Below are 25,779 nucleotides of genomic sequence, written 5' to 3' on the forward strand. Positions count from 1 at the left end.
GGAATTAACCGGGTAAAAAGAGTCATACCCGGTTAATTGGTTTCTGTTCTGATGTATTATTGATTAATAACATGTAATTACAGAGATATCACCCATACTACATCACATTTCTGGCACATTGCGGCCATAGTAGATTTCCTGCATTTCTTTATAGAGCAGGCGGGTGATTCGTTCTCTTTCTTCCACGCTAAGCTCTTCTGGCTTGGCATTAAACAGATAGTGCTTCAAATCAAAATCTTTCAGCATCATCTTGGTATGGAAGATATTTTCTTGATAAACATTCACATCCATCATGTGATAAAGCGACTTTATATCGTCGGACATAAAATTCTGAATCGAATTGATTTTGTGATCGATAAAATGTTTAACGCCGTTGATATCACGGGTAAAGCCGCGCACCCGATAATCCATGGTGACTATATCGGATTCCAACTGGTGGATAAGATAATTTAATGCTTTTAGCGGTGAAATGACCCCGCAGGTCGAGACTTCGATATCGGCACGGAAAGTACACAGCCCTGCTTCCGGGTGGCTTTCCGGATAGGTATGGACACAGATATGGCTCTTGTCCAAATGGGCCACAACCGCATTTGGCAGCGGGCCTGGGTGCTCTGAGTTATCCACATCACGCGGGTCAACAGGCTCTTCGCTGACTAAAATAGTGACACTGGCCCCCTGAGGATCGTAATCCTGACGGGCGATATTCAAGATGTTCGCGCCAATGATTGAGCAGGTTTCGCTTAAAATCTCAGTCAGGCGGTTGGCATTATACTGTTCGTCAATGTAGGCGATATAGCCATCGCGGTCGTCTGCGGTCTCGGCATAACAAATATCGTAAATACAAAAACTTAGGCTTTTAGTCAAGTTGTTGAAGCCGTGCAGTTTAAGCTTGGACAATTTAGTTCACCTCCTTACGGATTATCAACGTTTGGCCGTTAAGGCATCCAGCAGATATTGCGGCAAAGCAAAGCTGCCGACATGAATGGCTGGGTTATAGTAGCGGCAGGTTAGATTCATTTTGGCAAAACGCTGTTGCAGTGTGGTGATATCCACTTGACGCAATTGCGGGTTTTGACTCGCCCAGGCAAAGGTCATGATGCCGCCGTAATATGTCGGAATGGCGGCCTGATAAAAACTGACATCTTTGAAATAGTGGCTAAGTTTGTTATGGCTATCGACCGCTTCATCTTGTTGCAGGAAACATACGCCGTTTTGCGCAACAAAAATACCGCCCTCTTTCAGGCTGCGGGCGCATCCTTCATAGAAAGCAGACGTAAACAGACTTTCTCCTGGCCCAATAGGGTCAGTGCAGTCAGAGATGATAACATCAAATTTTTCAGTAGGTTGGTTAACAAAATTGACGCCATCATCAATAACGAGTTTAAAACGGGGGTCATCATAGGCACCCGCACTGTGATTGGGTAGATACTGGCGGCAGAACTCGACGACACCGGCGTCAATTTCCACCATCGTAATCTGTTCAATACTTTTGTGGCGGCTGACTTCACGCAGCATCGCCCCATCGCCACCGCCGATAATAAGCACTTTCTTGACCTGACCATGGGCCAGCAAAGGGACGTGCGTCATCATTTCGTGATAAATAAATTCATCGCGTTCGGTGGTTTGTACCACGCCATCCAATGCCATTACCCGGCCCAGCACAGGGTTTTCAAAAATCACCAAATCCTGGTGCTCGGTTTTTTCGCGGTACAGTACATTTTCTACTGAAAAATACTGGCCGAAGTTGGCATGTAATGTTTCATACCATAGTTCTTTCTGTGACATGTTCGGGCCTCTCCTTCGCAGTAACAGCCATGAAAAATGGGGCAACATCATAGCCAACTCTGGCAGAGGTTGCACGGTTGAATTTCAGGCTGAAAGGGTAAATGCGGGGTAACTAGTTAGCGTAGGCCAATAAACTTAAAGAGTCACGAGCCAGAGATTTGCATTTGGTCGGAACAGGGATCGCAATACCGCGCAGGTCGCGGTAGCTCTCTTCACCCAATGCTTTCATATTAAAGCTATTGTAGTTACGCAAATCCCAGCGATTTTGTTGAGCAAAATAGACAATTGCCCGCTTGATTTCATTATTGGGTAATTCGTTATAGCCACAGTCATTTTTCAGGTAAACGAATACCGCAGTCAGATCTGCAAGATCTTCTGCTTCAGATTCACTTAATGCAGAACTGGCAGATGAGAATCCGCACAGAGTAAGCAGCAGCATAACTAACGTTGTTCTTTTCATCGCGGAAACAGGCTTATTCATTGTTAACAGACGTTATCACACTGTAGCGGTTCAGAGTAAATTTTATTATGTCGTTCGTGTGGGTATACACCGGTATTGATTCACAAAGTGACTGATTACGTCTTGACCTTCCCGCTAGGGGAAGGTTTATGCTGGCAAATAATGCTGTTTTTTGTGCCACGTAGGCACTTACCTACGATACTGACTCAGTAACATTCGGTCTTTATCGCCAATCAGAATGGAGACGACCATGCATCGCCGTGATTTTATCAAGTTAACGGCAGCTCTTGGAGCCGCCACTTCACTGCCTTTATGGAGCCGCGCGGCTTTGGCCGCAGACTTTCCACCCTTACCTATTCCGCCATTACTCCTGCCGGATGCCAGTGGCAACATTAATGTGAATATCCAAACCGGCACCATGGCTTGGTTGCCTAGCGCCGCGACACAAACGTGGGGTTATAACGGCAATTTACTGGGGCCAGCTATTCGTTTACCGCGCGGCAAGCCAGTTACCATTAACGTGACAAATTCTTTACCAGAAGCCACCACGATACATTGGCACGGTTTAGAGATTCCCGGTGAGGTTGATGGCGGGCCGCAGGCACTGATTCAGCCTGGTGCAAAGCGCCAAGTGGCATTGACGGTAGCACAGCCGGCCGCGACCTGCTGGTTCCACCCCCACACCCACGGTAAAACCGGCCGTCAGGTCGCGATGGGGCTGGGGGGGTTAGTGGTTATTGATGACAGTGACAGTGAAAAACTGCCGCTGCCGAAACAATGGGGTGTGGATGATATCCCGGTCATTTTGCAGGATAAATTGTTGGGTAAAGATGGCCAGATTGATTATCAACTGGATGTGATGACGGCTGCAGTGGGTTGGTTCGGTGACCAGATGTTCACCAATGGCGCGCGCTACCCGCAACAAATCACGCCCCGTGGCTGGGTGCGCTTACGGTTACTTAATGGGTGCAATGCGCGCTCACTGAATTTGGCCCTCAGCGATGGCCGCCCGATGTATGTGATTGGCAGTGACGGTGGGTTGCTGGCAGAGCCGGTCGCGGTGCGCGAATTGCCGATGCTGATGGGCGAGCGTTTCGAGGTGCTGGTGGATACCTCTGATGGCAAAGCGCTTGATCTGGTGACTTTACCGGTCAAACAGATGGGCATGACATTAGCGCCATTTGATAAGCCGCTGCCGGTATTACGTATTCAACCTTCACTGGCATCAGGCAGCAAAACATTACCGGATTCTCTGGTTATGGTGCCGCCACTTGCCGATGCGACGGGCGTGCAAGAGCGCTGGTTCCAACTGATGATGGACCCCAAACTGGATATGCTGGGAATGCAGGCACTTATGAACCGCTATGGTATGCAAGCCATGGCGGGCATGAGCATGGATCACGGCAATATGGGCGCAATGGATAGTGGCAGTATGGCGGGAATGGATCACAGCAATATGAAGGGCATGCACCATGGCGCGATGAACGCGGCCCCGAGTTTTGATTTCAGCCATGCCAATACTATCAATGGCAAAGCATTTTCCATGACCGAAGTGGCGTTTGATGCTAAACAGGGTAAATACGAAAAATGGACGGTTTCCGGTGAGGGCGACATGATGTTGCATCCATTCCATGTCCATGGCACGCAGTTCCGTATTTTGAGCGAAAATGGTAAACCGCCAGCGGAGCATCGCCGTGGTTGGAAAGATACCGTGCGAGTGGAAGGCGCCCGCAGTGAGATATTGGTGCGCTTTAATCATTTGGCACCGGCCAGCACCCCTTATATGGCCCACTGCCACCTATTAGAGCATGAAGATACCGGCATGATGCTGGGCTTTACCGTCAGTGCCTAGCGAGTATCAATCGGTTCGGTCTGCGGCGGGTGAGTCCGTCGCAACCTGGCTCAGGCTATGGTAAACTCAGCGGCTTTCTTCCGGAAGCAACGTAAAAAAGCGACGTTAATACCTATGAAACACACTGTAGAAGTCATGATTTCCGAGCAGGAAGTCAAAACCCGAATTGTCGAATTAGGCCGCCAAATCTCCGAACACTACCGCGACAGTGGCAGTGAGATGGTGCTGGTCGGGTTGCTCCGTGGTTCATTTATGTTTATGGCTGACTTATGCCGCGCCATTGATGTTTCCCATGAAGTTGATTTTATGACGGCCTCCAGCTACGGCAATGGCATGAGTACCACCCGCGATGTGAAAATCCTGAAAGATTTGGATGAAGATATCCGTGGTAAAGATGTACTGATTGTCGAAGATATCATCGACTCCGGTAATACATTAAGTAAAGTGCGTGAAATTCTGCAACTGCGTGGGCCGAAGTCATTGGCTATCTGTACGCTGCTGGATAAACCAGAGCGCCGTGAAGTTCAGGTGCCAGTCGAGTGGGTGGGTTTCGCCATTCCTGATGAGTTTGTGGTGGGCTATGGTATCGATTATGCGCAACGTTATAGACATTTACCTTATGTGGGTAAAGTGGTGATGTTGGATGAGTAATCGGGTTATCGGCTACTGCGCGCTGATGATTTAACGTTTTGATTTGGCTTATTATTTTAATGGGAGAGGGCGCGTCTGAACGTACCCTCCCATAACGACTAACTTAGTCTTCTTTAGGTAATAACTCAGCCATCGCTTTTCGGTACACTTGTTCAAGTGCTTCCATGCTGGTTGCGGAGACTTCCAAATCCGTCAGTAGGCCGTCTTCAATACCATAAACCCAGCCGTGAATCATGGCTTTCTGCCCGCGCTTCCAAGCGGAACGGACAATCGTTGAATGACCCAAGTTATACACTTGTTCCACTACGTTGAGTTTACATAACATATTGCTGCGTTCTTCCGCCGGCAAACGGCCTAGCAATGAACTGTGTTTAAACCAAAGATCACGAATATGCAGGAGCCAGTTATCAATCAGCCCTAATTCGAGGTCTTTCTTGGTTGCCGCTTCAACACCACCACAGCCAAGGTGGCCACAGATAATGATATGCTCGACTTGTAAAACATCGATGGCATATTGCACCACGGATAGGCAGTTTAGGTCAGTATGGATAACCAGATTGGCAACGTTGCGGTGGACAAATAATTCACCGGCTTTCAGGCCAGTCAACTCTTCTGCCGGGACGCGGCTATCTGAACAGCCAATCCACAGGAACCGTGGTTTCTGGGCTAGCGCCAGGTGCTCAAAAAAACCGGGGTCATCTTTACTGATAGCATTTGACCAAGTCCGGTTGTTCGCGATGAGCTTTTCTATTTCTTTCATAAATGTAAATAGCCTGTAATGAACGGATTGCGATAGGATAATATACGGCAAGGATAACGATTTTGAAATCGGAACAGTTGTTCCTTTGGCCGCACCATGTTGTCTGCGTAACATTTTCTCGCTATCTACTCAGGCTCCCTTTTAGCGCTGCAACTTGCCCCGATAGCGGTGGGTTAAATCAGGTATGGACATGCTGTGACCGCTGGGAACTCATTGAATAAGGTTCTTTTTTGCTTATGACATATGCACTGGAAATAACGCAGCTGACCAAAACCTATGCGGGTGGCGTTCAGGCACTGCGTGGCATTGATTTGCACGTGGAGGCAGGCGATTTTTATGCCCTACTCGGGCCTAATGGGGCGGGTAAATCCACCACTATCGGCATTATCAGTTCATTGGTGAATAAAACCTCTGGCAAGGTGAATGTCTTTGGCTACGATATTGACCAAGATATCGTCAATGCCAAGCGCCAGCTCGGATTAGTGCCGCAAGAATTCAACTTCAACCCGTTTGAGACGGTATTGCAGATTGTGATTACTCAGGCGGGGTATTACGGTGTCACGCGGCGCGAGGCGCTGCAACGCGCAGAGAAATATCTCAGCCAGTTAGATTTGTGGAGCAAACGCAATGAGCGCGCTATTCGTCTATCGGGTGGGATGAAGCGCCGGTTAATGATTGCCCGTGCTCTGATGCATGAGCCAAAATTACTGATTCTGGATGAGCCGACTGCGGGGGTAGACATTGAATTACGCCGCTCCATGTGGGGTTTTCTCAAAGAGCTCAACGCGCAGGGCACCACTATCATCCTGACAACCCATTACCTGGAAGAAGCAGAAATGCTGTGTCGCAATATTGGCATTATCCAGAATGGGGCGCTGGTAGAAAATACCACGATGAAACAGTTACTTGCCAAGCTTGAATCAGAAACCTTCATTTTTGATCTGGCGATTAAAAGCCCATTGCCGAAGCTGGAGGGCTATAGCTACCGCTTGACGGATACCTCAACGCTGGAAGTAGATGTGAAGCGGGAACAGGGTCTGAATAGTCTATTCAGCCAACTGAACGCTCAAGGAATTCAGGTACAAAGTATGCGCAACAAGGCCAACCGTCTGGAAGAGCTATTTGTCACCTTGGTTAATGGCAACGGGGGAGAGAAAGCATGACCCGCCTGTATTGGATAGCATTGCAGAGTATCTGGATTAAAGAAATCACGCGGTTTGCCCGTATCTGGATTCAAACTCTGGTGCCGCCGGTGATTACGATGTCACTCTATTTTGTGATTTTCGGCAACCTGATTGGCTCCCGAATTGGTGATATGGGCGGCTTTGATTATATGCAGTTTATTGTGCCCGGCCTTATCATGATGGCGGTGATAACAAACTCATATGCTAACGTCGCCGCCTCATTTTTTGGTGCAAAATTTCAGCGCAGCATTGAAGAGTTGTTAGTTGCCCCGGTACCCACCCATATCGTGATTGTGGGCTATGTCGGGGGCGGAGTGGCCCGCGGGATCTGTGTCGGTATTCTGGTGACGATTATTTCACTGTTCTTTGTGCCGCTGCATGTCCACTCTTGGTCAATGATTGCGCTGACATTAATGTTGACGGCAATTCTATTCTCTCTCGGCGGCTTGTTGAATGCTGTTTTTGCCAAGACATTTGATGATATCAGTCTCGTGCCGACCTTTGTGCTGACGCCATTAACCTATCTGGGCGGGGTGTTTTATTCATTAGCCTTATTGCCCCCATTCTGGCAAGCCGTCTCTAAGCTTAACCCTATCGTGTACATGATAAGTGGCTTCCGCTACGGTTTCCTTGGCATTACTGATGTGCCGCTGGTATTCACCATTGGTGTATTAGTGGTATTTATCGCGGTATTTTATGCTTGGGCGTGGTATTTGATTGAGCGTGGTCGCGGCCTGCGCACATAATCCCCTGCGGCTTTGACGTTGCAGCCGTGCTGCGATATTTGCACCTGCAACGTCGATAAGTTTGGAGAGAATCTCAGGTATTGCTCGTTAATTATTAGTGAGTTAATTGTTGTTAATGCTGGAATTTAATCGTAATAAATAATGTCCCTGTCTAATATCATCTTTCTCAACTTCGTGTGTCTCGTGCTATGCTGACGCACCAGATTTTTTCCCTTTTAATTCAGCGCCAAATGCGAATAAGTAGAACGATAATGTGGCATAAAAACAGAATAGCTATTGGGATGCTACTCGGTATTGTCATGTCGGTAATGATGCCGGCAACCCATGCAGACCTTCTGCCAGATGAAGCAGTTCTGACCCCTAAATATATGGTTACAGATCGCGACAGCGAAATGTATTCGTTGGTAGGCGAGCAGGTCATTCCTGTCGGTGAGATTAAAGAAGACCAACTTATTCAGGTTTTACCCGCCGCGGCAGAATATTATGAATTTAAATTTGGTAACGGCATCGGCTTTATTGATAAAGACGATTTACGTGATATCAATAAAGCGCGAAAAAACAATGATATATTGGGGGATTTGAATAAACCTCTGCCGAATCAAAATATTATTATTAAGCGCGAAACGCCGGTTTATTTAGCGGCAGATGTCGACAGCGAACAATTCGCGACTCTGGTTGAGAACTTGCGCTACCCCATTGTGGGTAAGTTGAAAGACCGGCTAAGTAATACCTGGTATCAGGTCAATATTGGCGATCGTTTGGGATATGTCAGCAGTGCTGATGCTGAAATAGATAATGGCATTCCTATCCTGACTTATCACCATATGTTGAAGAATGAGGAAAATAAACGTTTCCTGAATACCTCAACGACAACCTCTGATGCTGCATTTAGCAATCAGATGACCTATCTCAAGCAGACCGGTTACGACACTATTTCTCTTTATCAGCTTGAGGGTTATCTGAATAACAAGATAAACCTGCCCGCAAAAGTGGTCGTGCTGACATTTGATGATGGTCTTAAATCGGTCCATCGCTATGCTTATCCGATTCTGAAAGAAAACGGCTTCCGGGCCACGGCATTTATTATTTCATCGCGTATTAAACGCCACCCGCAAAAGTGGAATTCGGACTCATTACAGTTTATGAGCATTTCTGAGTTGAAAGAGATTCAGGATGTATTTGATATTCAGTCTCATACTCACTTTTTACACCGGACAGATAATAAACGTAATCCCATTTTATTGAGCCGTTCTTATCATAATATTGTTTTTGACTTTGAACATTCCCGCCGGGCATTGTCGCAGTTTAATCCGCATGTGATTTTCCTGTCATACCCTTTCGGTGGTTTTAACCAAACGGCTATTGATGCGGCGAAAAATGCAGGTTTCCATTTAGCGGTGACGACCATGCAGGGCAAGGTTAAACCGGGTGATAATCCGTATACTCTCAAACGGCTTTATATCCTGCGCACGGATTCTATTCCGACGATGGCTGAGCGTATCGCGAATGAACCTGGCCAAGTTCCAGTACCAGCCGCACCGGCGGTGATGGAGTCGGATTAACTCTGAATAGTTTAAGTATATGAAAAAAGGCGCTTTAATTAAGCGCCTTTTATGGTGAAAATTCAACTATTACAGGTGATTAGGCAACCTGAACCGGCACCGCTTTAGCCTTGCGCTGTAGTTGATTCTCGCCCTCAAAATATGCCACTTTGGGGTGATGCAGGCGGGCATCTGCATCGGACATCTGGACATAGGAACAGATGATCAATTTATCACCCGCACAAGCACAACGTGCTGCGGCACCGTTCACTGAAATAATTCGTGAACCGCGCTCAGCGGCGATGGCATAGGTCGAAAAACGTTGGCCATTATCAACGTTATAAATATCAATAGCTTCGTATTCAAGAATACCTGCGGCTTCCAGAAAATCCTGATCAATAGCGCAGGAACCTTCATAGTGCAAATCAGCTTGAGTGACTTTCACCCGGTGCAGTTTGCCTTGCAACATAGTGCGTATCATAACTCTTACCTTTGACCCCGGTTATTGCCCAGAATAAGTCTGGCACCCTATCCCATCATCGACCGATTTAGGGAGAAGCATTCAGTTTTGCTGATTTTATATCAGTTGTCTATGACTGACTTTACTGCTGGCTATTCGCCCTAATCAGTTACCTGTGTCGGGCCAGATAGTCAGCTTTGCAGATCAACCTGTTGATTATCAATCAGGCGCGCTTTACCCAGCCAGGCGGCCAGCAAAATCACCGCTTGCTTGCTGTCCACAGTCAGCGGCTGCAAGGATTGGGCATCGCGAATAAACAGTTCGTCTGGAGTGAAACCGGCATGGCGTAATTGCTCGGCGGTATCTGCCAATAAATCATCAATTTGCCGCTCACCCGCAGTCATTTTCTCGGCCAATGTTTGCATTATCTTATATAGCTGCGGTGCAATTTTGCGCTCTTCAGCACTCAGATAGCCATTGCGAGAACTCAGCGCCAGGCCATCTTTGGCTCGCACAATTGGCACGCCAACAATATTGATGTCATAGCCCATGTCCGCCACCATTTTGCGGATCAATGCCAGTTGCTGATAATCTTTTTCGCCAAAACAGGCCACATCCGGTTGCACCAGATTGAACAGTTTGCTGACGATAGTGGACACCCCACGGAAATGGCCGGGGCGGCTGGCACCTTCCAAAATAGTGGACAGGGCAGGGACGTCAACATAAGTCTGAGCATCAAGGCCCGCGGGGTAGACATCTACAGCTGCGGGGGCAAACACTAAATCCACCCCGTGGCGGGTTAATTTCTCACAATCTTCTTGCAAAGTGCGCGGGTAGCGAGCCAAATCATCAGGTCGCTCGAATTGCAGCGGATTAACAAAAATACTCACGACGACAACATCGGCGCGCATTTTGGCATCTTCCACTAATGTCATATGCCCCTCGTGCAAATTGCCCATCGTGGGAACCAGCGCGACCCGCAGGCCCTCCTGCCGCCAGCGGCGAATTTGCTGGCGCAACAGCGGCAAGGTTTCAATAATCAGCATTCTTTTGCTCCGCTATTTTTATCCGCAATGATTTACTGGAATGTATGTTCTTCAGCTGGATAGACACCGCTCTCAACTTCTTGAATATAAAGCTGAATGGCCGCACGAATATCCCCGGCACTTTGCGCCAGGAAGTTTTTGCTGAACTTAGGTGTATGGCCCCCAGTAATGCCTAGGGCATCATGCATAACCAGAATCTGCCCGTCGGTAACATTACCCGCGCCAATACCAATTACCGGGATTGTCAGCGCCTCAGTCACGCGTTGTGCCAGTTCCACTGGGACACATTCCAGAACCAGCAACTGTGCGCCGGCATTTTCCAGCGCCTGGGCATCTTTCAACAGCTGGTTGGCGGCGACTTCTTCGCGGCCCTGCACTTTGTAACCACCAAAGATATTGACCGACTGCGGTGTTAATCCTAAATGTCCGCACACCGGAACCGCGCGCTCGGCCAGCATGCGAATGGTGTCGCACAACCAACTGCCACCCTCGAGTTTGACCATATTAGCCCCAGCCCGCATCAGCTCGGCTGCATGGATAAATGTCTGTTCTGGGGTGGCATAACTCATGAACGGCATATCTGCTAATAACAGGCAGTGAGGCGCGCCACGGCGCACGGCACGAGTATGATAGGCGACATCTGCAATGGTGACCGGTAGAGTAGAATCGAACCCTTGTAATGTCATACCGAGCGAGTCACCCACCAGCAAAACTTCTATTCCCTGCTCGGCAAATAGCTGAGCAAAGCTGGCATCATAGGCAGTCAGTGTGGCGAACTTGCGCTTATCGAGCTTCCATTGGCGTAAGTGGCTGATGGTAGTAGCTTTCATCACTCTTTCTCCTGAGACGGTAGATTAAGATGGCGGGATATCAGATAGGCGTATTATATGTTGGGTTTAGCCCGTACTGCTACCAAAGCACAAGACCATTTTTATCCACGAGTTTAAGGCGCTCTGACAGTGATTCGCCGTCGGGGAAAACCAAGTCTGGGGCGATATCAGCCAGTGGGTAGAGCATAAATTCGCGCTCTTTCAGGCCATAATGCGGCACGATAAGGCGATCGGTTTTTATCACCAAGTCACCATACAGCATAATATCAAGGTCCAGTGTGCGCGGGCCCCAGCGCTGTTCTTTCCTCACCCGCCCCTGATTGCGTTCAATGGCTTGGGTGTTATCTAACAGTTGCTCTGGTGGCAGAGAAGTCTCTAACGCGACTACCGCATTAAGAAAATCGGGTTGATCCTGTGGGCCTAACGGTTTAGTGCGATAAAAAGGTGAACAGGCCACTAGCCGGGTGCGCGGCAGATGCTCCAGCGCCTCCAGTGCGGTATTCACCTGTTGCAGTGGCATGGACTGATTACTGCCTAGCGCAATATAGACCCGGATCATAGTGCGTATTATGCCCCTTCTTTACGTGGTGCCGGCTTGCGTGGGCGGCGAGGGCGAGAGCGGCGCGGCGCGGGATCGGCCCCTAAAGTATTTAGCATATTCTTTTGTTGTAGCGGCGTTGCTTCTTGGAATTCCCCCCACCACTGCGTAAGACGCTGTAGTTCATGGTTATTTTCCACTTCGGCACGTAGTGCCAGCAAGTCGTAAGCAGCCCGGAATTTTGGATGCTCCATCAGTTTGTGCGCACGTTTACCCTGGCGACGTGACAGGCGCAATTGCAGCAGCCAAATATCTCGCACTAATGAGGTAATACGTTTTGGAATCGCTAGTGAACGGCACTCTTCATCCAGCACGTCATTCATTGCCAGAGCGAAAGCATCGTAGTATGCCAAGCCACTCTCTTGGGTCAGCTTCTGCGCATGTTCGATCAATGGATACCAAAGCATCGCGGCAAATAAGAAGGCAGGATTGACGCGCTTATCATTATGTAGACGATGGTCAGTATTTTTCAGTACCTGCACCAACATACGTTCCATCGGCGAGTCATGATGCTCGGTAAAATGACGGGCAATGAGTGGGAATAACGGCTGGAAAAGCTGATATTCACACAGTTTTAAATAGGTTTTATAGCCATAGCCCGATTGCAACAATTTGAGTGATTCTTCAAACAGGCGAGCGGGGGGGATCTCACGTAGCAAAGAAGCCAGACGAGGGATCGGCTCCGCCGTTTCCGGGCTTATCATCATATCCAGTTTCGCGGCGAAACGAACAGCGCGTAGCATCCGCACTGGATCTTCACGATAGCGAGTTTCAGGAGAACCAATCAGGCGGATAACACCCTCTTTCAGATCACGCAAACCGCCGGTGTAATCCCGCAGTGCAAAATCAGAAATCCCGTAATAAAGGCTATTGATGGTGAAATCACGGCGCTGGGCATCATCTTCAATAGTGCCGAAAATGTTGTCACGCAGCAGCATGCCATTTTGTGCCTGTTGGGAAGAGTTTTTGTCGCTATCTTCTGCCTGTTGCTGCTCGTGGTGACCACGAAAAGTTGCAACTTCAATGATTTCCGGGCCAAACATCACGTGGGCCAGACGGAAACGGCGGCCGACCAAGCGGCAGTTGCGGAATAATTTTCGCACTTGCTCTGGTGTGGCGCTGGTGGTGATATCAAAATCTTTCGGTTTTTTGCCCAGCAGCAGGTCACGGACGCCGCCACCAACCAGATAAGCTTCATAACCTGATTTATTCAGGCGATAAAGAACCTTCAGTGCATTATCACTGATATCTTTACGGGAAATATTGTGCTGATCGCGCGGGATAATTGTCATCGAGCCCTGTTGTGAAGCAGGCTCCGCATGATTTTTGCGGCCAGTATTCGTTCTGGCAGGCCTTCTCTCTTTGCGGGCCACGTTATCTTCACCTTGCACTATATCTTTACGGGCACTGCTATCACGAGCCGTGTCATCACGGGCTGTTTGGCTATCGCGAGCTAATTTATCATCGCGAATCAGTACCTTACGGCAGAAATTGGCTACTCGGGTAAAAATGGTACACCTCGATAGTGGCTAATAAATTACAGAACAACAGAAAAACAGCGGCTAATCATAGCTCACCGTGCTTCTTTTGAGAATGCCGTTGTGTTGTCAGTGGCGGCTAGCGCCCCCTGACGTGGAATTGTTGCTAAGTCCCAGTTTTTGACAGCAAAACGTAATAATAACGGCAAATCAAGATCTTGCCAGCATTCTGGCACAGGTTGATGCAAAAACTTCAGTGCCGCAACCAAGACTGGGCGCGGATCACCATGGGGCAACGGCGGCGCATGATTTTGCTTAGAGAGCTTATTACCATCATGGTTCAGTGCCAGTGGCAAGTGCAAATAACAAGGTGCTGGTTGCTGTAACTGCTGGTAGAGCGCGATCTGACGCACCGTCGGCTCGATTAAATCTGCGCCGCGCACAATCTCGGTGACGCCCTGAAAAGCATCATCGACCACCACAGCCAAATTATAGGCAAATAGGCCATCTCGGCGGCGAATAATAAAATCTTCTTCGGCCAGCGCGGGCACAGCATGCAGCTCACCCAGTAATTTATCACAAAAGGTATAAACCGGATGAGTCTGTCGTAAACGAATAGCGGCACCGGCGGCGGGCACATGACGGTTACGGCAATACCCATCGTAATAACCGCCAATCTGCTGAATGCGGTTGCGGGTGCAGGTGCAGTAATAACTCAGCCCTTGTTGCTCCAGCCAGTCTAAGGCCGCGCGATAGGCGGCGTGGCGCTGAGATTGATAGATAACCGGGCCATCCCAATGCAGGCCATAGTGCTCGAGCGTCGCTAAAATGCGCGCCGCAGCACCAGGGATTTCGCGAGGGGGATCAATATCTTCGATGCGAACCAGCCAGCGCCCATCTTCGGCACGAGCTTGCAGGTAACTACCCAATGCCGCAATCAGCGAACCGAAATGTAAATCACCAGATGGGGATGGCGCAAAGCGCCCAACATATGGCACACGTTTCTGCAGAGCTTGCTGAGAATGGATATTTTTTGGCATAAAGGAGAGGAAATTCAGCGGGTTAAATACGGTACCAGAAATGACTCTGGCACCGTATTATTGCTGTGTTAGCCTGCCATCTGCTTTTCGCGGATTTCGGCTAGGGTTTTACAGTCAATGCACAAATCTGCAGTTGGCCGTGCTTCCAGACGGCGAATGCCTATCTCTACGCCACAAGATTCGCAGAAACCGAAATCGTCATCCTCGACTTTTTTCAGTGTCTTCTCGATCTTTTTAATCAGTTTACGCTCACGGTCGCGGTTACGAAGCTCAAGACTGAACTCCTCTTCCTGCGCGGCACGGTCCACCGGATCGGGGAAATTAGCAGCTTCGTCTTGCATGTGCGATACAGTACGGTCCACTTCATCCCTGAGCTGGTTGCGCCATGCTTCAAGAATAAGCTTGAAATGCGCCAATTGGGCGGCATTCATATACTCTTCGCCTGGCTTCTCTTGGTATGGTTCTACCCCAGCGATGGCGAGAATGCTCAAGGACGAGGTTTTACGTTTTTGCCCTTCTTGCATGATGCTTCTCCTACATTCATACGCACTATCGAAATCCCCAAGACGGGGAAAAATCAGGCCGCTATAAATAACAGAAGGAAGGTAGGTTGGCAATTATTCCTGTCGCCTGCTTGACAATGGTGTGAAGGAAGGCGTATTTGGCGAGCAACTTCATCCAAAAATCGCTTCTTTATTCAGCGTTATGGATTTGGTGTTTCGTCCAGTAATAACGGTAGGCGGGCGTCCAGCGCAATACCGTCAGGCGATAGTTGAAAACCGTAGCAAATCACCTCCACTCCTGCTTGCTGAGCCTGGGCCAGCAATTGGGCATAGCGATTGTCAATGTGTCGGGCGGCGGCAACTTGCCTGATACCCGTATGCAATACGGCAAAAAAAAGTACCGCCCGGTGACCGTTGGCGACCCTGTTTTGTAGCTCCCTGAGATGCTTCTGACCCCGCAGGGTGACGGCATCCGGGAAATACCCACATTGTTGCTGTAATAAGGTAACCGACTTGACTTCAATATAGCAGTTAGACCTATTTTCTGCCTGCAATAACAAGTCTATACGGCTGTTCTCATCCCCATACTTAACCTCTCTTTTGACAGAAGTGTAACCAGATAATTCAACAATATGATTATTATCTATTGCAGCACTGGCTAACTCATTGGCGCGTAGGGTATTTACGCAGATCCAATCACCGGTTTGGGTTTGAGTTAGCTCCCAACTATGGGGATATTTACGTTTGGGATTATCCGAGGTCGAATACCAAACTGTGTCCCCAGGTGTGGCGCAGCCAGTCATTGCTCCAGTATTAGCGCAATGAATAGTTAATGTTTCTCCAGCGGGCGTCACAATATCAGCTAAAAAGCGTTTATACCGCAGGATAAGTGTGGCGGGTTGTAACCGAGGAGCAAAAGTCAGTAGCTGCGGGTTAGATGGCATCGGAAGTCCTGTGTGTGCTAGTCAATGGCCAGCTTTGTACAATGTTATAACGGGTTCGACCGCGTGCAAATACCGACTCATATAACGAAAAATGGTCCACCCGAAAGCTTTCACTCGTCGTTTTCGCCGGAATAGCGACGGGGCGAATAGCCGCGCGGAACAAGGTGACATGGGGATGAAATGGCAGCGGTGTTTGGTAGCAGCCACTGCGTGCCGCTTGAGATCGCAACAACTGAGCCAACTGCAACAGCCCGCGCGCGGGATTTTTACATCCCAGCCAGATCACTCCGGAGTTGGGCCAGTGGCCCATATCATCCAGCGTTACATGAAAACCTGACTGACTAATTCGCCCGGCTTGTTGTTGCAATATCTGTGCTTTGGCCTGACTGACCTCACCGAGGAACGCCAGTGTCAGGTGAAGATTCGCCGCCGCAATGGGCCGTCCCGCGTCTGGCGGGAAATGAGCTGCTCGCCATTGCACTATGTTCTGTTGCACGGTGTCGGGCAGGTCGAGTGCAAAAAACAGGCGTTTATTCATCGTTTTATCAACAGTATTAATCATTAGGCTGGCATAATCACTCGGCTAAATACGCTATACGGCCATGATGTTACAATGGCTGATGATGAAAGTAGAGAGGATGGGGAAGAATGTGGTGGTGAGTTGGAAAGAAAGTGATGCTGCGAGGGGCGCTTTGCCCGTAAGTGAAGTGCTTGATGCGCTTTTGGCCGCGCTGCAAACCTCACCGCAAGTTCTGCTCCATGCCCCCACCGGGGCCGGTAAATCGACTTGGCTGCCGCTGCAAATCCTGCAACGGGGGGGCTTGTCTGGCCGCATTATCATGTTGGAACCCCGCCGGTTGGCGGCAAAAAATGTGGCTTATCGCTTGGCGCAACAATTGGGTGAACAACCGGGCCAGACCGTGGGTTATCGGATGCGCGCCGAAAGTAAAAGCGGGCCAGATACCCGGCTAGAAGTGGTCACTGAGGGCATTCTCACGCGAATGCTCCAACAAGATGCGGAGCTGAGCGGGATATCGTTGGTCATCCTCGATGAATTCCATGAACGTAGCTTGCAGGCCGATTTGGCGCTGGCGCTGTTGTTGGATGTGCAGCAAGGGCTACGCGATGACCTGAAACTGCTAATAATGTCCGCGACCCTGGATAACCAGCGCCTTTCTGCCTTATTGCCATCCGCCCCGGCAATAGTTTCCGCGGGGCGCAGTTTTCCTGTCGAGCGCAGCTATCAGCCTCTATCGAGCCATGAACGGCTGGAGGATGGGGTTGCCCATCGCGTTAAGCGCTTATTAAACGAACAATCGGGTTCTTTGCTGCTATTTTTACCCGGCGTAGCAGAGATTCACCGCGTTATGGAGCGGTTGCAAGGTGAAGTTGCCAATGACACTGACCTTTGCCCACTGTATGGCGCTCTGCCACTCAGTGAGCAGCAGAAAGCCATTCAGCCCGCTCCGGCTGGGCGGCGCAAAGTGGTGCTGGCGACCAATATTGCCGAAACCAGTTTGACGATTGAAGGTATTCGGCTGGTAGTGGATAGCGGATTGGAGCGGGTGGCGCGTTTTGATGTCAAAAACGGCCTCACCCGATTGGTCACTCAGCGCATCAGTCAAGCTTCGATGGTGCAGCGCGCCGGGCGTGCTGGGCGATTGGCTCCGGGGATTTGTTGGCATTTGTTTGCTAAAGAACAGGCCGAACGCGCGGCGCAATACAGTGAGCCGGAAATTCTTAACAGTGATTTATGCAGCCTGTGGCTGGAGCTATTGCACTGGGGATGTCAGGAGGCGGGCCAGCTCAATTGGCTTGATAAACCGCCTCGAGCGGCACTGGCCGCGGCGCGCGATTTATTGCGGAACTTAGGGGCGATTGATTCACCAGGGCAGCTTACTGGCATGGGGCGCATGATGGCCAGTTTAGGCTGCGAACCGCGTCTGGCCGCCATGCTGTGTTTTGCCGCCGGACAAAGTCCGGATGCATTGGCGACAGCGGCGTTATTGGCCGCGATTCTGGAAGAACCCCCGCGTTCAGGCCAAATTGATTTACATGACTGGCTCAGCCGCCCACAGCCGCATTGGCAGCGGCGGGCGCGGCAATTGACCTCAAGAATTAATGCGCGCGTCGGCGCCATCGACAGTGATATCGCGGGCCAATTGTTGGCATTGGCTTATCCGGACCGCATCGCCCAACAACGTGGACAGGATGGGCGCTATCTGCTGGCCAATGGTATGGGCGCTGCCATGGCGCAAGATGAGGCGCTAGCACGAGCACCTTGGTTGGTGGCGGCCAGTTTGTTACAAAGCAACAGTGGGCCGGATGCGCGCATTCTATTGGCGCTGCCGATTGATATTGACCAACTGGCGCAACAATCGCCCCGTTTGGTCGAAGAAAAAACCGTGGTGGAGTGGGATGAGGAAAAGGGCACATTGCGTGCCTGGCGGCGCTGGCAAATTGGGCGGCTGACATTGCGGGCGCAGCCATTAGCGAAACCCAGTGACGAAGCATTGCAATCGGCGTTGTTAAACTGGGTGCGCGAGCAAGGTTTGCAGGTACTGAGCTGGGATGAGCAGGCTGAACAGCTGCGCACCCGCTTACATTGTGCCAGCCGTTGGCTCCCCGAAGAGCCATGGCCGGCCACCGATGATGATAGTTTACTGAGCCAGCTTGAGCTATGGCTGCTACCCTCACTGCCCGGTGTACGGGATTTGCGTGGCTTACGGCAGGTGAATATGGCGGAGGCGTTGACGCGTTTGTTGAGCTGGCAATTACGTCAACGGCTGGATACTGAGCTGCCAACTCATTACACTGTGCCGACTGGTAGCCGCCTGCCCATCCGTTATGCTGTTGAGAGGCCGCCGGTGTTGGCGGTGCGTTTGCAGGAAGTTTTTGGTGAGCAGCATAGCCCAATGTTGGCGAGTGGGCGGGTCGCCGTGGTGCTTGAGCTGCTTTCCCCAGCACAGCGGCCGCTACAAATTACTGGCGATTTGGCGGCTTTCTGGCAGGGAGCTTATCGCGAGGTACAAAAAGAGATGAAAGGGCGCTATCCCAAGCATGTTTGGCCGGATGATCCCGCCAATACCCGGCCAACTCGTCGGACTAAAAAGTACCAAGATAAGTAAGGTCACATGGCTAACAGCCAATAATTTCAGATGTTTCCCCTTTCTATCCGATAAATTGGGGAATATATGATAGCCAAAGTAATTCGAGTTGCAGGAAGGCGGCAAGCGAGAGAATCCCGATGAGCTTACTGTAGTAAGTGATTCGCGTGATTGAACGCAGCCAACGCGCATGCAGCTTGAAGTATGACGGGTATAAGCCGCAATAATCGCCAATGCGCGTGGAGAGAAAGACATGTCTGGGGATGACCGCGAGCCAATAGGGCGCAAGGGCAAGAAAGCCCAACCCAAAGCTGCACCAAAACGGCCAGTGCGCCGGCGGCGTGATGAAGATGAATACGAAGATGAAGATTATTTAGATGACGCAGACCAAGACGATGATGACTATGACGACGAGGAAGAACCGATGCCAAGAAAGGTAGCATCACGTCCGCCCCGCAAAAAACGCCGTTGGCTTGGCTTATTTATCAAACTGTTCCTGGTCGGCGCGGTGGTATTGGCTATTTATGGCGTTTACCTTGACTCGCAAATTCGTAGCCGAATAGATGGTAAGGTTTGGCAATTGCCCGCCACTGTTTATGGCCGCATGGTGAACCTTGAGCCGGGGATGTCTTACAGCAAAAAAGAAATGATCGATTTGCTGGAGGGTATGCAATACCGGCAGGTTACCCGTATGACTCGCCCGGGCGAATTTACCGTGCAAGGTGACAGCATCGATATTTTGCGTCGCCCATTTGATTTCCCTGACGCGAAAGAAGGCCAAATTCGTGCGCGTTTGGTGTTTAAAAATGATCGGCTAGCCCAGATTCAAAACCTGGATAATCAACGCGATTTTGGTTTCCTGCGGCTTGATCCTAAGTTGATAACCATGCTGCAATCGCCGAATGGTGAGCAGCGCTTGTTCGTGCCGCGGGCTGGCTTCCCTGATTTGCTGGTTGATACTTTGCTGGCAACAGAAGACCGCCATTTCTATGAGCATGACGGTGTCAGCCCCTATTCCATTGGCCGTGCCGTGGTGGCTAACCTGACTGCCGGTAAGGCGGTACAGGGCGGGAGTACCCTGACACAGCAATTGGTCAAAAACTTGTTCCTGACCAATGAGCGTTCGCTGTGGCGTAAGCTTAATGAAGCCTATATGGCGCTGTTGGTGGATTACCGTTACAGCAAAGACCGAATTCTGGAACTGTATCTGAATGAAGTGTATCTCGGCCAAAGTGGCAGTGATCAGATTCGCGGTTTCCCGCTGGCGAGTTTGTATTACTTTGGTCGACCGGTGAATGAATTGAGCCTCGACCAGCAAGCCATGCTGGTGGGGATGGTGAAAGGGGCCTCGCTGTACAACCCATGGCGCAACCCGGCTCTAGCACTCGAGCGCCGTAACTTGGTGCTGCGTTTATTGCAAAATCAGGGGGTGATTGATGCCGAGCTGTATACCATGCTCAGCGCCCGCCCACTGGGGGTGCAGCCGAAAGGTGGGGTTATCACTCCTCAACCTGCTTTTATGCAGATGGTGCGCCAAGAGTTGCAACAGAAGTTGGGCGACAAGATTAACGACTTGTCCGGGGTGAAAATCTTCACCACGCTAGATCCGGTATCACAGGATGCGGCAGAAAAAGCCATCGAAGATGGGATCCCAGCCTTGAAAGCTGCCCGTCATTTGGATGATTTGGAAGCGGCAATGGTGATTGTCGACCGTTTCAGTGGTGAAGTTCGTGCTATGGTCGGTGGCGCACAGCCGCAATTCGCCGGTTTTAACCGCGCGATGCAGGCGCGCCGTTTGGTGGGGTCGCTCGCCAAGCCACCGACTTATCTTACTGCCTTGAGTGAGCCGGATAAATACCGACTTAATACTTGGCTGTCTGACCAACCGCTGTCGATTAAGTTATCCAACGGCACATCATGGCAGCCTAAAAACTACGATCGTCAGTTCCGGGGTCAGGTGATGCTGGTTGATGCTTTAGCCAACTCGCTGAACGTGCCGACGGTTAATCTGGGGATGTCTGTCGGCTTGGATCAGATAAGTGCCATGCTACAACGTCTGGGGATCCCGAAAGCGGTGATTAACCCCGTGCCGGCGATGCTGCTGGGGGCGATTGACCTGACGCCGATTGAAGTCGCGCAGGAATACCAGACTATCGCCAGTGGCGGCAATCGTGCGCCATTATCTGCCGTGCGCTCGGTGATTGCTGAAGACGGTACGGTGCTGTATCAGAGCTTCCCGCAAGCGGAGCGCATGGTACCTGCACAGGCCGCCTATCTCACTCTTTATGCTATGCAACAAGGGGTGGCGCGTGGAACATCGCGTTCATTATCAGTGAAATTCTCAAAATACAATCTGGCCGCCAAAACGGGTACAACCAATGATCTACGTGATAGTTGGTTTGCCGGTATTGATGGCAAAGAGGTGGCGATTGCTTGGGTAGGGCGCGACAATAATGGCCCAGCCAAATTGACCGGTGCTAACGGCGCATTGACTTTGTATCGCCGCTATCTCGAGAATCAAACGCCATTACCGCTGGTATTGCAGCCACCAGAGGGAATTAGCCAGATGAACATTGATTCGGCTGGGAATTTTGTCTGTGGTGATGGCGGCGGTATGCGCTCAATCCCGGTGTGGACAGAAAATCCGCAAGGGTTGTGTCAGGCGGCCCAACCAGCAGAGCAAGCCAAACCCGATGGTGATGGTGTCGCAGGCTGGATTAAAGATATGTTCGGCCAGTAACGTTTTATCGGCTGGCGCGGAAATCATCACCGTGCCAGCCTCTCCCGCTGTACTTGCCGACTCAACCTCTGTGTTACGCCCGAGTAAATCGTCTGGCTTTGCGCTTGCAGTTCGCCGTGGGTTACGCATAAACTATTTGCTTTGATAACTATTATCGTTTCGATTCACTTTCTCGTTATTTATCGATAACGTTCGGGTTGCAATAACAGCTACACCCGTTAACTTCTTCAATCGCAGGGCACCATCTTGGACCAACAGGCAAGCCAATCCAGCGTATTTTCACTCCGTGAGCTGAGTTTCTCGGTTCCTGGTCGAAGCTTATTGCAGCCATTGTCACTGACCTTTCCGCAAGGAAAAGTATGCGGGCTGATTGGGCATAATGGTTCTGGCAAATCGACACTCTTAAAAATGCTGGGTCGCCACCAACCGCCCTCCAGTGGTGAGGTGCTACTGAATGACGTGGTTTTATCTCAGTGGGATAACAAAGCCTTTGCCCGTGAAGTGGCCTATTTGCCACAGCAATTACCCGCCGCGGAGGGGATGACGGTACGTGAGTTGGTGGCGATTGGCCGTTATCCCTGGCATGGCGCGCTGGGGCGTTTTCGCCAAGAGGATCGTGAACAGGTGGAGGAGGCCATTGCGCTGGTCGATTTAAAACCACTGGCAAATCGGCTGGTTGACAGTTTATCGGGGGGGGAACGCCAGCGAGCTTGGCTGGCGATGATGGTGGCGCAAAATAGCCGGTGCCTGTTGCTCGACGAGCCGACCTCGGCACTGGATATTGCTCATCAAGTTGAGGTGCTGGGGCTGATTCAGCGCCTCAGCCGCGAGCGCGGCCTGACCGTGATTGCGGTATTGCATGATATTAATATGGCAGCCCGCTATTGCGACCATTTGGTGGCATTACGCGGGGGCGAGATGATAGCGCAAGGCCCAGCGTATAGCCTGATGCAAGGTGCGGTACTGGAACAGATTTACGGCATTCCGATGGGAATATTGCCGCATCCGGCCGGTGGTGCGCCGGTAAGTTTCGTGTACTAATGGCCAAGTATTTCCCCATGGAACAATCCCATATAATGTCACCGGGCCTGACTCGGCGCAGGTTACTGACCGCGTTGGCTTTATCGCCATTATTGTATTCATTGCCCGCGGGGGCTGCTAATTCTCTCAAGATTGATAGCAGCAGGGTTGTCGCGCTTGAGTGGTTGCCGGTGGAGCTATTGCTGGCTCTTGGGGTGACGCCATATGGCGTGGCGGATACTCATAATTACCGGTTATGGGTCGAGGAACCGGCATTACCTGCGAGTGTGATTGATATAGGGCAACGTACGGAACCTAATTTGGAATTGTTACAACAAATGGCTCCGTCACTGATTTTGATGTCAGAGGGTTTTGGCCCCTCAGCGGAAAAACTTGCTCCCATCGCCCCCTCGATGAGTTTTGCTTTTAACCAACAGGGTAGCTCACCGCTGGCCACCGGCCAGCATTCATTGCGTGCGCTAGGTCAGCGGCTCGGGTTGGAAGCGGTTGCTGAGCAGCATATCGCTGATTTTAATCACTTTATGCAAACTGCTCGGCAACACTTCGCTGCCACTCATAAGACATCATTATTGATGTTCTCCCTGTTGGATACTCGCCATGCATTGGTCATAGGCCAAGGCAGCTTGTTCCAGGATGTATTAAACGAATTGAATATTAACAATGCCTGGCAGGGCGAGACCAATATGTGGGGCAGCGCCGTCGTGGGAATTGAACGTTTAGCCACGGTAAAACCAGGGCGAGCAATGTGCTTTGTCCATGGTAATAATGAAATTTTACAGCAGGTTGCCCGCACACCATTATGGCAATCCATGTCATTTGTGCGCCAAAATCAATTACAGATATTGCCCGCGGTGTGGTTCTATGGCGCAACATTGTCAGCCATGCGGTTTGTACGCCTATTGGCGTCAGCATGGGGTCAATCTTCATGATGGCCAAAAAACGACGTAAAAGTTGGCTGCTGCCAGCCTGCTTACTTGGCTTGCTGCTCATGTTTGCCGTGGCATTGACGCTATATAATTTTAGTCAGGTACTACCGGCCTCACTCTGGGGGGCTGCACTATGGCAGCCAAATAGTGATGATGTGCGCCAAATGTTATTTCACTACAGCCAACTTCCCCGGTTGGCGGTGGCACTGCTCACTGGGGCCGGGCTGGGGCTAGTGGGGGTTTTGTTTCAGCAGGTATTGCGCAATCCACTGGCTGAACCGGCCACTCTGGGGGTTGCTGCCGGTGCTCAACTTGGCCTGACTATCGCGACATTATGGATGTTACCCGGTGGTGAATTGACCCGGCAACTGGCGGCGATGGCCGGTGGCATCATGGTTGGGTTGTTGGTATTTGGTGTTGCCTGGGGCAAACGGATGTCGCCCGTGACCCTGATATTGGCAGGGTTGGTTCTCGGCCTTTACTGTAGCGCGGTCAGTAATTTGTTGGCGCTATTCAATTATGATCAACTGCAAGGATTGTTCCTGTGGAGTAGCGGTGCCCTGAATCAACAAGATTGGAGCACGGTGCAGTTTTTGCTACCGCGCTTGCTGATAACTGGTGTATTGGCTGCTTTATTAATTCGCCCATTAACTTTGCTCGGTCTGGATGATGGTGTGGCCCGTAATCTGGGCTTAGGATTGTCGTTAGCGCGGCTAAGTGCGTTGGCAGTGGCAATCTTATTTAGTGCAATGTTGGTTAATGCCGTCGGAGTCATTGGTTTTATTGGTCTATTTGCGCCTTTACTGGCAAGAATTTTGGGGGCTCGCCGATTAGCGCAACGTTTGATGTTGGCTCCGCTCTTGGGAGCTTTACTGCTGTGGGTTACGGACCAGAGCCTTATCTGGCTGGCACAAGTTTGGCAGGAAATCCCAACGGGGGCGGCAACTGCGCTAATTGGCGCTCCGCTTTTATTATGGCTGTTGCCTCGCCTGCATAGCGCGACCCCACCCAGTATGGATTTTGGTGACAATGTTCCTGCCGAACGGCAACATTTGGGCTTATGGATCAGTGGCGGCTTATTGATAATGCTTGCCGGCTTATCTGTGGCGCTAATGTTTGGTCGTGATAGTCATGGCTGGAATTGGATTTCTGGGGAGGATATCCAAGCATTGTTGCACTGGCGCTGGCCACGGGTCTTGGCTGCGCTGGCCGCCGGTATGATGCTGGCAGTTGCGGGAACATTAATTCAAAAACTGACGGGTAATCCAATGGCCAGCCCCGAAGTGTTGGGGATCAGTTCCGGTGCATCTTTCGGTGTTGTCATCATGATGTTTATCGTGCCAGGTAATGCGCTAGCATGGTTGCTACCCGCCGGAAGCTTGGGGGCGGCGGTAACTTTATTACTGATTTTGGTGGTGGCTGGCCGTGGCGGGTTTTCACCTGGCCGCATGTTATTGGCAGGGATTGCGCTGAGCACCGCCTTTACCACGGTGATAACTATGTTATTGGCCAGCGGTGATCCGCGCATGCGGGGTTTACTGACTTGGATCTCAGGTTCTACCTATGCTGTTGATGGCCCACAAGCATTGATTACCGGTGTTATTGCGCTGATTTTGGTGGCATTAACTCCATTGTGCCGCCGTTGGTTAACTATCTTGCCACTGGGGAGTGTGACCGCCAGAGCATTGGGGGTGGCGCTATTACCTAGCCGATTAGCCATCTTGCTGTTGGCGGCCACGATGACAGCAGCGGCCACATTGACGGTGGGGCCATTAAGTTTTGTCGGCCTGATGGCACCGCATATGGCTCGAATGCTAGGCTTCCGGCGTGCTATCCCACAGTTATTTCTTGCGGCTATCTTAGGTGGTTTATTGATGGTCTTTGCTGATTGGTGTGGCCGGATGTTGTTATTCCCAAATCAAATCCCCGCAGGGTTATTGGCGACGTTTATCGGTGCCCCGTACTTTGTTTATTTATTGCGTAAACAGGGGCGGTAATTGGATTCTATCGTCTATCTCATTCAGCCTGATAATAGGGTGTCCTCCATGGGCTAATGAGATAGCAATATCAGATTTTTTCTACAAAAT

23 protein-coding genes are annotated in these 25,779 nt (G+C 50.6%); 10 read left to right on the forward strand and 13 right to left on the reverse strand.

The genetic code is table 11. The features are described 5' to 3' along the window. Positions 1-102 precede the first annotated feature (102 nt). The 3 genes from speD to D5F51_RS04400 form a co-directional block, all read right to left on the reverse strand. On the reverse strand, positions 103-897 hold the full coding sequence (gene speD, locus D5F51_RS04390) for an adenosylmethionine decarboxylase (protein ID WP_025379482.1): 795 nt from the start codon (positions 895-897) through the stop codon (positions 103-105). 24 nt (positions 898-921) lie between these two features. Then, complete coding sequence (gene speE, locus D5F51_RS04395) at positions 922-1,785, reverse strand: polyamine aminopropyltransferase (RefSeq protein WP_129195721.1); 864 nt, start codon at positions 1,783-1,785, stop codon at positions 922-924. Positions 1,786-1,897: 112 nt separating this feature from the next. Further along, positions 1,898-2,245, reverse strand: a complete 348-nt coding sequence (locus D5F51_RS04400; protein ID WP_016266377.1) for a YacC family pilotin-like protein — start codon at positions 2,243-2,245, stop codon at positions 1,898-1,900. Between the two features lie 250 nt (positions 2,246-2,495). Here D5F51_RS04400 and cueO point away from each other — a divergent pair, with 250 nt between their 5' ends. Then, entirely contained in the window at positions 2,496-4,097 is a 1,602-nt protein-coding gene (cueO, locus tag D5F51_RS04405; RefSeq protein ID WP_129195722.1) for a multicopper oxidase CueO, read from the forward strand. Between the two features lie 114 nt (positions 4,098-4,211). Next, on the forward strand, positions 4,212-4,748 hold the full coding sequence (gene hpt / locus D5F51_RS04410; protein ID WP_087768634.1) for a hypoxanthine phosphoribosyltransferase: 537 nt from the start codon (positions 4,212-4,214) through the stop codon (positions 4,746-4,748). A 103-nt stretch (positions 4,749-4,851) separates the two neighbouring features. Here hpt and can read toward each other — a convergent pair whose 3' ends face one another. After that, a complete protein-coding gene (gene can, locus D5F51_RS04415) occupies positions 4,852-5,508 on the reverse strand; it encodes a carbonate dehydratase (RefSeq protein ID WP_025379478.1) in 657 nt (218 codons plus the stop codon). A gap of 236 nt (positions 5,509-5,744) precedes the next feature. Between can and D5F51_RS04420 the strand changes: the two genes are divergently transcribed. The 3 genes from D5F51_RS04420 to D5F51_RS04430 all read left to right on the forward strand — a co-directional run bounded on the left by D5F51_RS04420 (position 5,745) and on the right by D5F51_RS04430 (position 9,000). Then, complete coding sequence (locus tag D5F51_RS04420; RefSeq protein WP_129195723.1) at positions 5,745-6,671, forward strand: ABC transporter ATP-binding protein; 927 nt, start codon at positions 5,745-5,747, stop codon at positions 6,669-6,671. Continuing rightward, on the forward strand, positions 6,668-7,438 hold the full coding sequence (locus D5F51_RS04425; RefSeq protein ID WP_129195724.1) for an ABC transporter permease: 771 nt from the start codon (positions 6,668-6,670) through the stop codon (positions 7,436-7,438). Before D5F51_RS04420 ends, D5F51_RS04425 begins: the two co-directional genes overlap by 4 nt. Before the next feature lie 251 nt (positions 7,439-7,689). Then, complete coding sequence (locus D5F51_RS04430; RefSeq protein WP_025379475.1) at positions 7,690-9,000, forward strand: polysaccharide deacetylase family protein; 1,311 nt, start codon at positions 7,690-7,692, stop codon at positions 8,998-9,000. A 79-nt stretch (positions 9,001-9,079) separates the two neighbouring features. Here D5F51_RS04430 and panD read toward each other — a convergent pair whose 3' ends face one another. The 9 genes from panD to thpR form a co-directional block, all read right to left on the reverse strand. Further along, entirely contained in the window at positions 9,080-9,460 is a 381-nt protein-coding gene (gene panD / locus D5F51_RS04435; RefSeq protein ID WP_025379474.1) for an aspartate 1-decarboxylase, read from the reverse strand. 170 nt (positions 9,461-9,630) lie between these two features. Next, positions 9,631-10,485: a pantoate--beta-alanine ligase gene (gene panC / locus D5F51_RS04440; RefSeq protein ID WP_129195725.1), complete on the reverse strand. Its 855-nt coding sequence runs from the start codon at positions 10,483-10,485 to the stop codon at positions 9,631-9,633. A 32-nt stretch (positions 10,486-10,517) separates the two neighbouring features. Next, positions 10,518-11,315, reverse strand: a complete 798-nt coding sequence (gene panB, locus D5F51_RS04445; protein ID WP_025379472.1) for a 3-methyl-2-oxobutanoate hydroxymethyltransferase — start codon at positions 11,313-11,315, stop codon at positions 10,518-10,520. Between the two features lie 79 nt (positions 11,316-11,394). Continuing rightward, positions 11,395-11,874, reverse strand: a complete 480-nt coding sequence (gene folK, locus D5F51_RS04450; RefSeq protein ID WP_025379471.1) for a 2-amino-4-hydroxy-6-hydroxymethyldihydropteridine diphosphokinase — start codon at positions 11,872-11,874, stop codon at positions 11,395-11,397. An 8-nt stretch (positions 11,875-11,882) separates the two neighbouring features. Then, complete coding sequence (pcnB, locus tag D5F51_RS04455; RefSeq protein WP_245994883.1) at positions 11,883-13,205, reverse strand: polynucleotide adenylyltransferase PcnB; 1,323 nt, start codon at positions 13,203-13,205, stop codon at positions 11,883-11,885. Positions 13,206-13,486: 281 nt separating this feature from the next. Continuing rightward, complete coding sequence (gene gluQRS, locus D5F51_RS04460; RefSeq protein ID WP_129195727.1) at positions 13,487-14,431, reverse strand: tRNA glutamyl-Q(34) synthetase GluQRS; 945 nt, start codon at positions 14,429-14,431, stop codon at positions 13,487-13,489. 68 nt (positions 14,432-14,499) lie between these two features. Next, entirely contained in the window at positions 14,500-14,955 is a 456-nt protein-coding gene (dksA, locus tag D5F51_RS04465) for an RNA polymerase-binding protein DksA (protein WP_005156764.1), read from the reverse strand. Positions 14,956-15,134: 179 nt separating this feature from the next. After that, positions 15,135-15,878, reverse strand: coding sequence for a DNA/RNA nuclease SfsA (gene sfsA / locus D5F51_RS04475; RefSeq protein ID WP_025379468.1), 744 nt, complete (start codon positions 15,876-15,878; stop codon positions 15,135-15,137). Beyond that, positions 15,868-16,440 (reverse strand): RNA 2',3'-cyclic phosphodiesterase, encoded by a 573-nt coding sequence (gene thpR / locus D5F51_RS04480; RefSeq protein ID WP_025379467.1) that lies wholly within the window; start codon positions 16,438-16,440, stop codon positions 15,868-15,870. The genes sfsA and thpR overlap by 11 nt, the downstream gene beginning before the upstream one ends. Before the next feature lie 43 nt (positions 16,441-16,483). Here thpR and hrpB point away from each other — a divergent pair, with 43 nt between their 5' ends. The 5 genes from hrpB to fhuB all read left to right on the forward strand — a co-directional run bounded on the left by hrpB (position 16,484) and on the right by fhuB (position 25,689). Continuing rightward, positions 16,484-19,006, forward strand: coding sequence for an ATP-dependent helicase HrpB (hrpB, locus tag D5F51_RS04485; RefSeq protein ID WP_129199186.1), 2,523 nt, complete (start codon positions 16,484-16,486; stop codon positions 19,004-19,006). 232 nt (positions 19,007-19,238) lie between these two features. Then, positions 19,239-21,725, forward strand: coding sequence for a bifunctional glycosyl transferase/transpeptidase (gene mrcB, locus D5F51_RS04490; protein WP_129195728.1), 2,487 nt, complete (start codon positions 19,239-19,241; stop codon positions 21,723-21,725). 246 nt (positions 21,726-21,971) lie between these two features. Then, the gene (gene fhuC / locus D5F51_RS04495; RefSeq protein WP_025379464.1) at positions 21,972-22,766 is read left to right on the forward strand and encodes a Fe3+-hydroxamate ABC transporter ATP-binding protein FhuC; all 795 of its coding nucleotides are present in this window, start codon (positions 21,972-21,974) and stop codon (positions 22,764-22,766) included. Positions 22,767-22,783: 17 nt separating this feature from the next. Next, positions 22,784-23,695 (forward strand): Fe(3+)-hydroxamate ABC transporter substrate-binding protein FhuD, encoded by a 912-nt coding sequence (fhuD, locus tag D5F51_RS04500; protein ID WP_391592415.1) that lies wholly within the window; start codon positions 22,784-22,786, stop codon positions 23,693-23,695. After that, on the forward strand, positions 23,692-25,689 hold the full coding sequence (gene fhuB, locus D5F51_RS04505) for a Fe(3+)-hydroxamate ABC transporter permease FhuB (protein ID WP_129195730.1): 1,998 nt from the start codon (positions 23,692-23,694) through the stop codon (positions 25,687-25,689). The genes fhuD and fhuB overlap by 4 nt, the downstream gene beginning before the upstream one ends. Positions 25,690-25,779 lie beyond the last annotated feature (90 nt).

This window comes from Yersinia hibernica, assembly GCF_004124235.1.
Taxonomy (GTDB): Bacteria; Pseudomonadota; Gammaproteobacteria; order Enterobacterales; family Enterobacteriaceae; genus Yersinia; species Yersinia hibernica.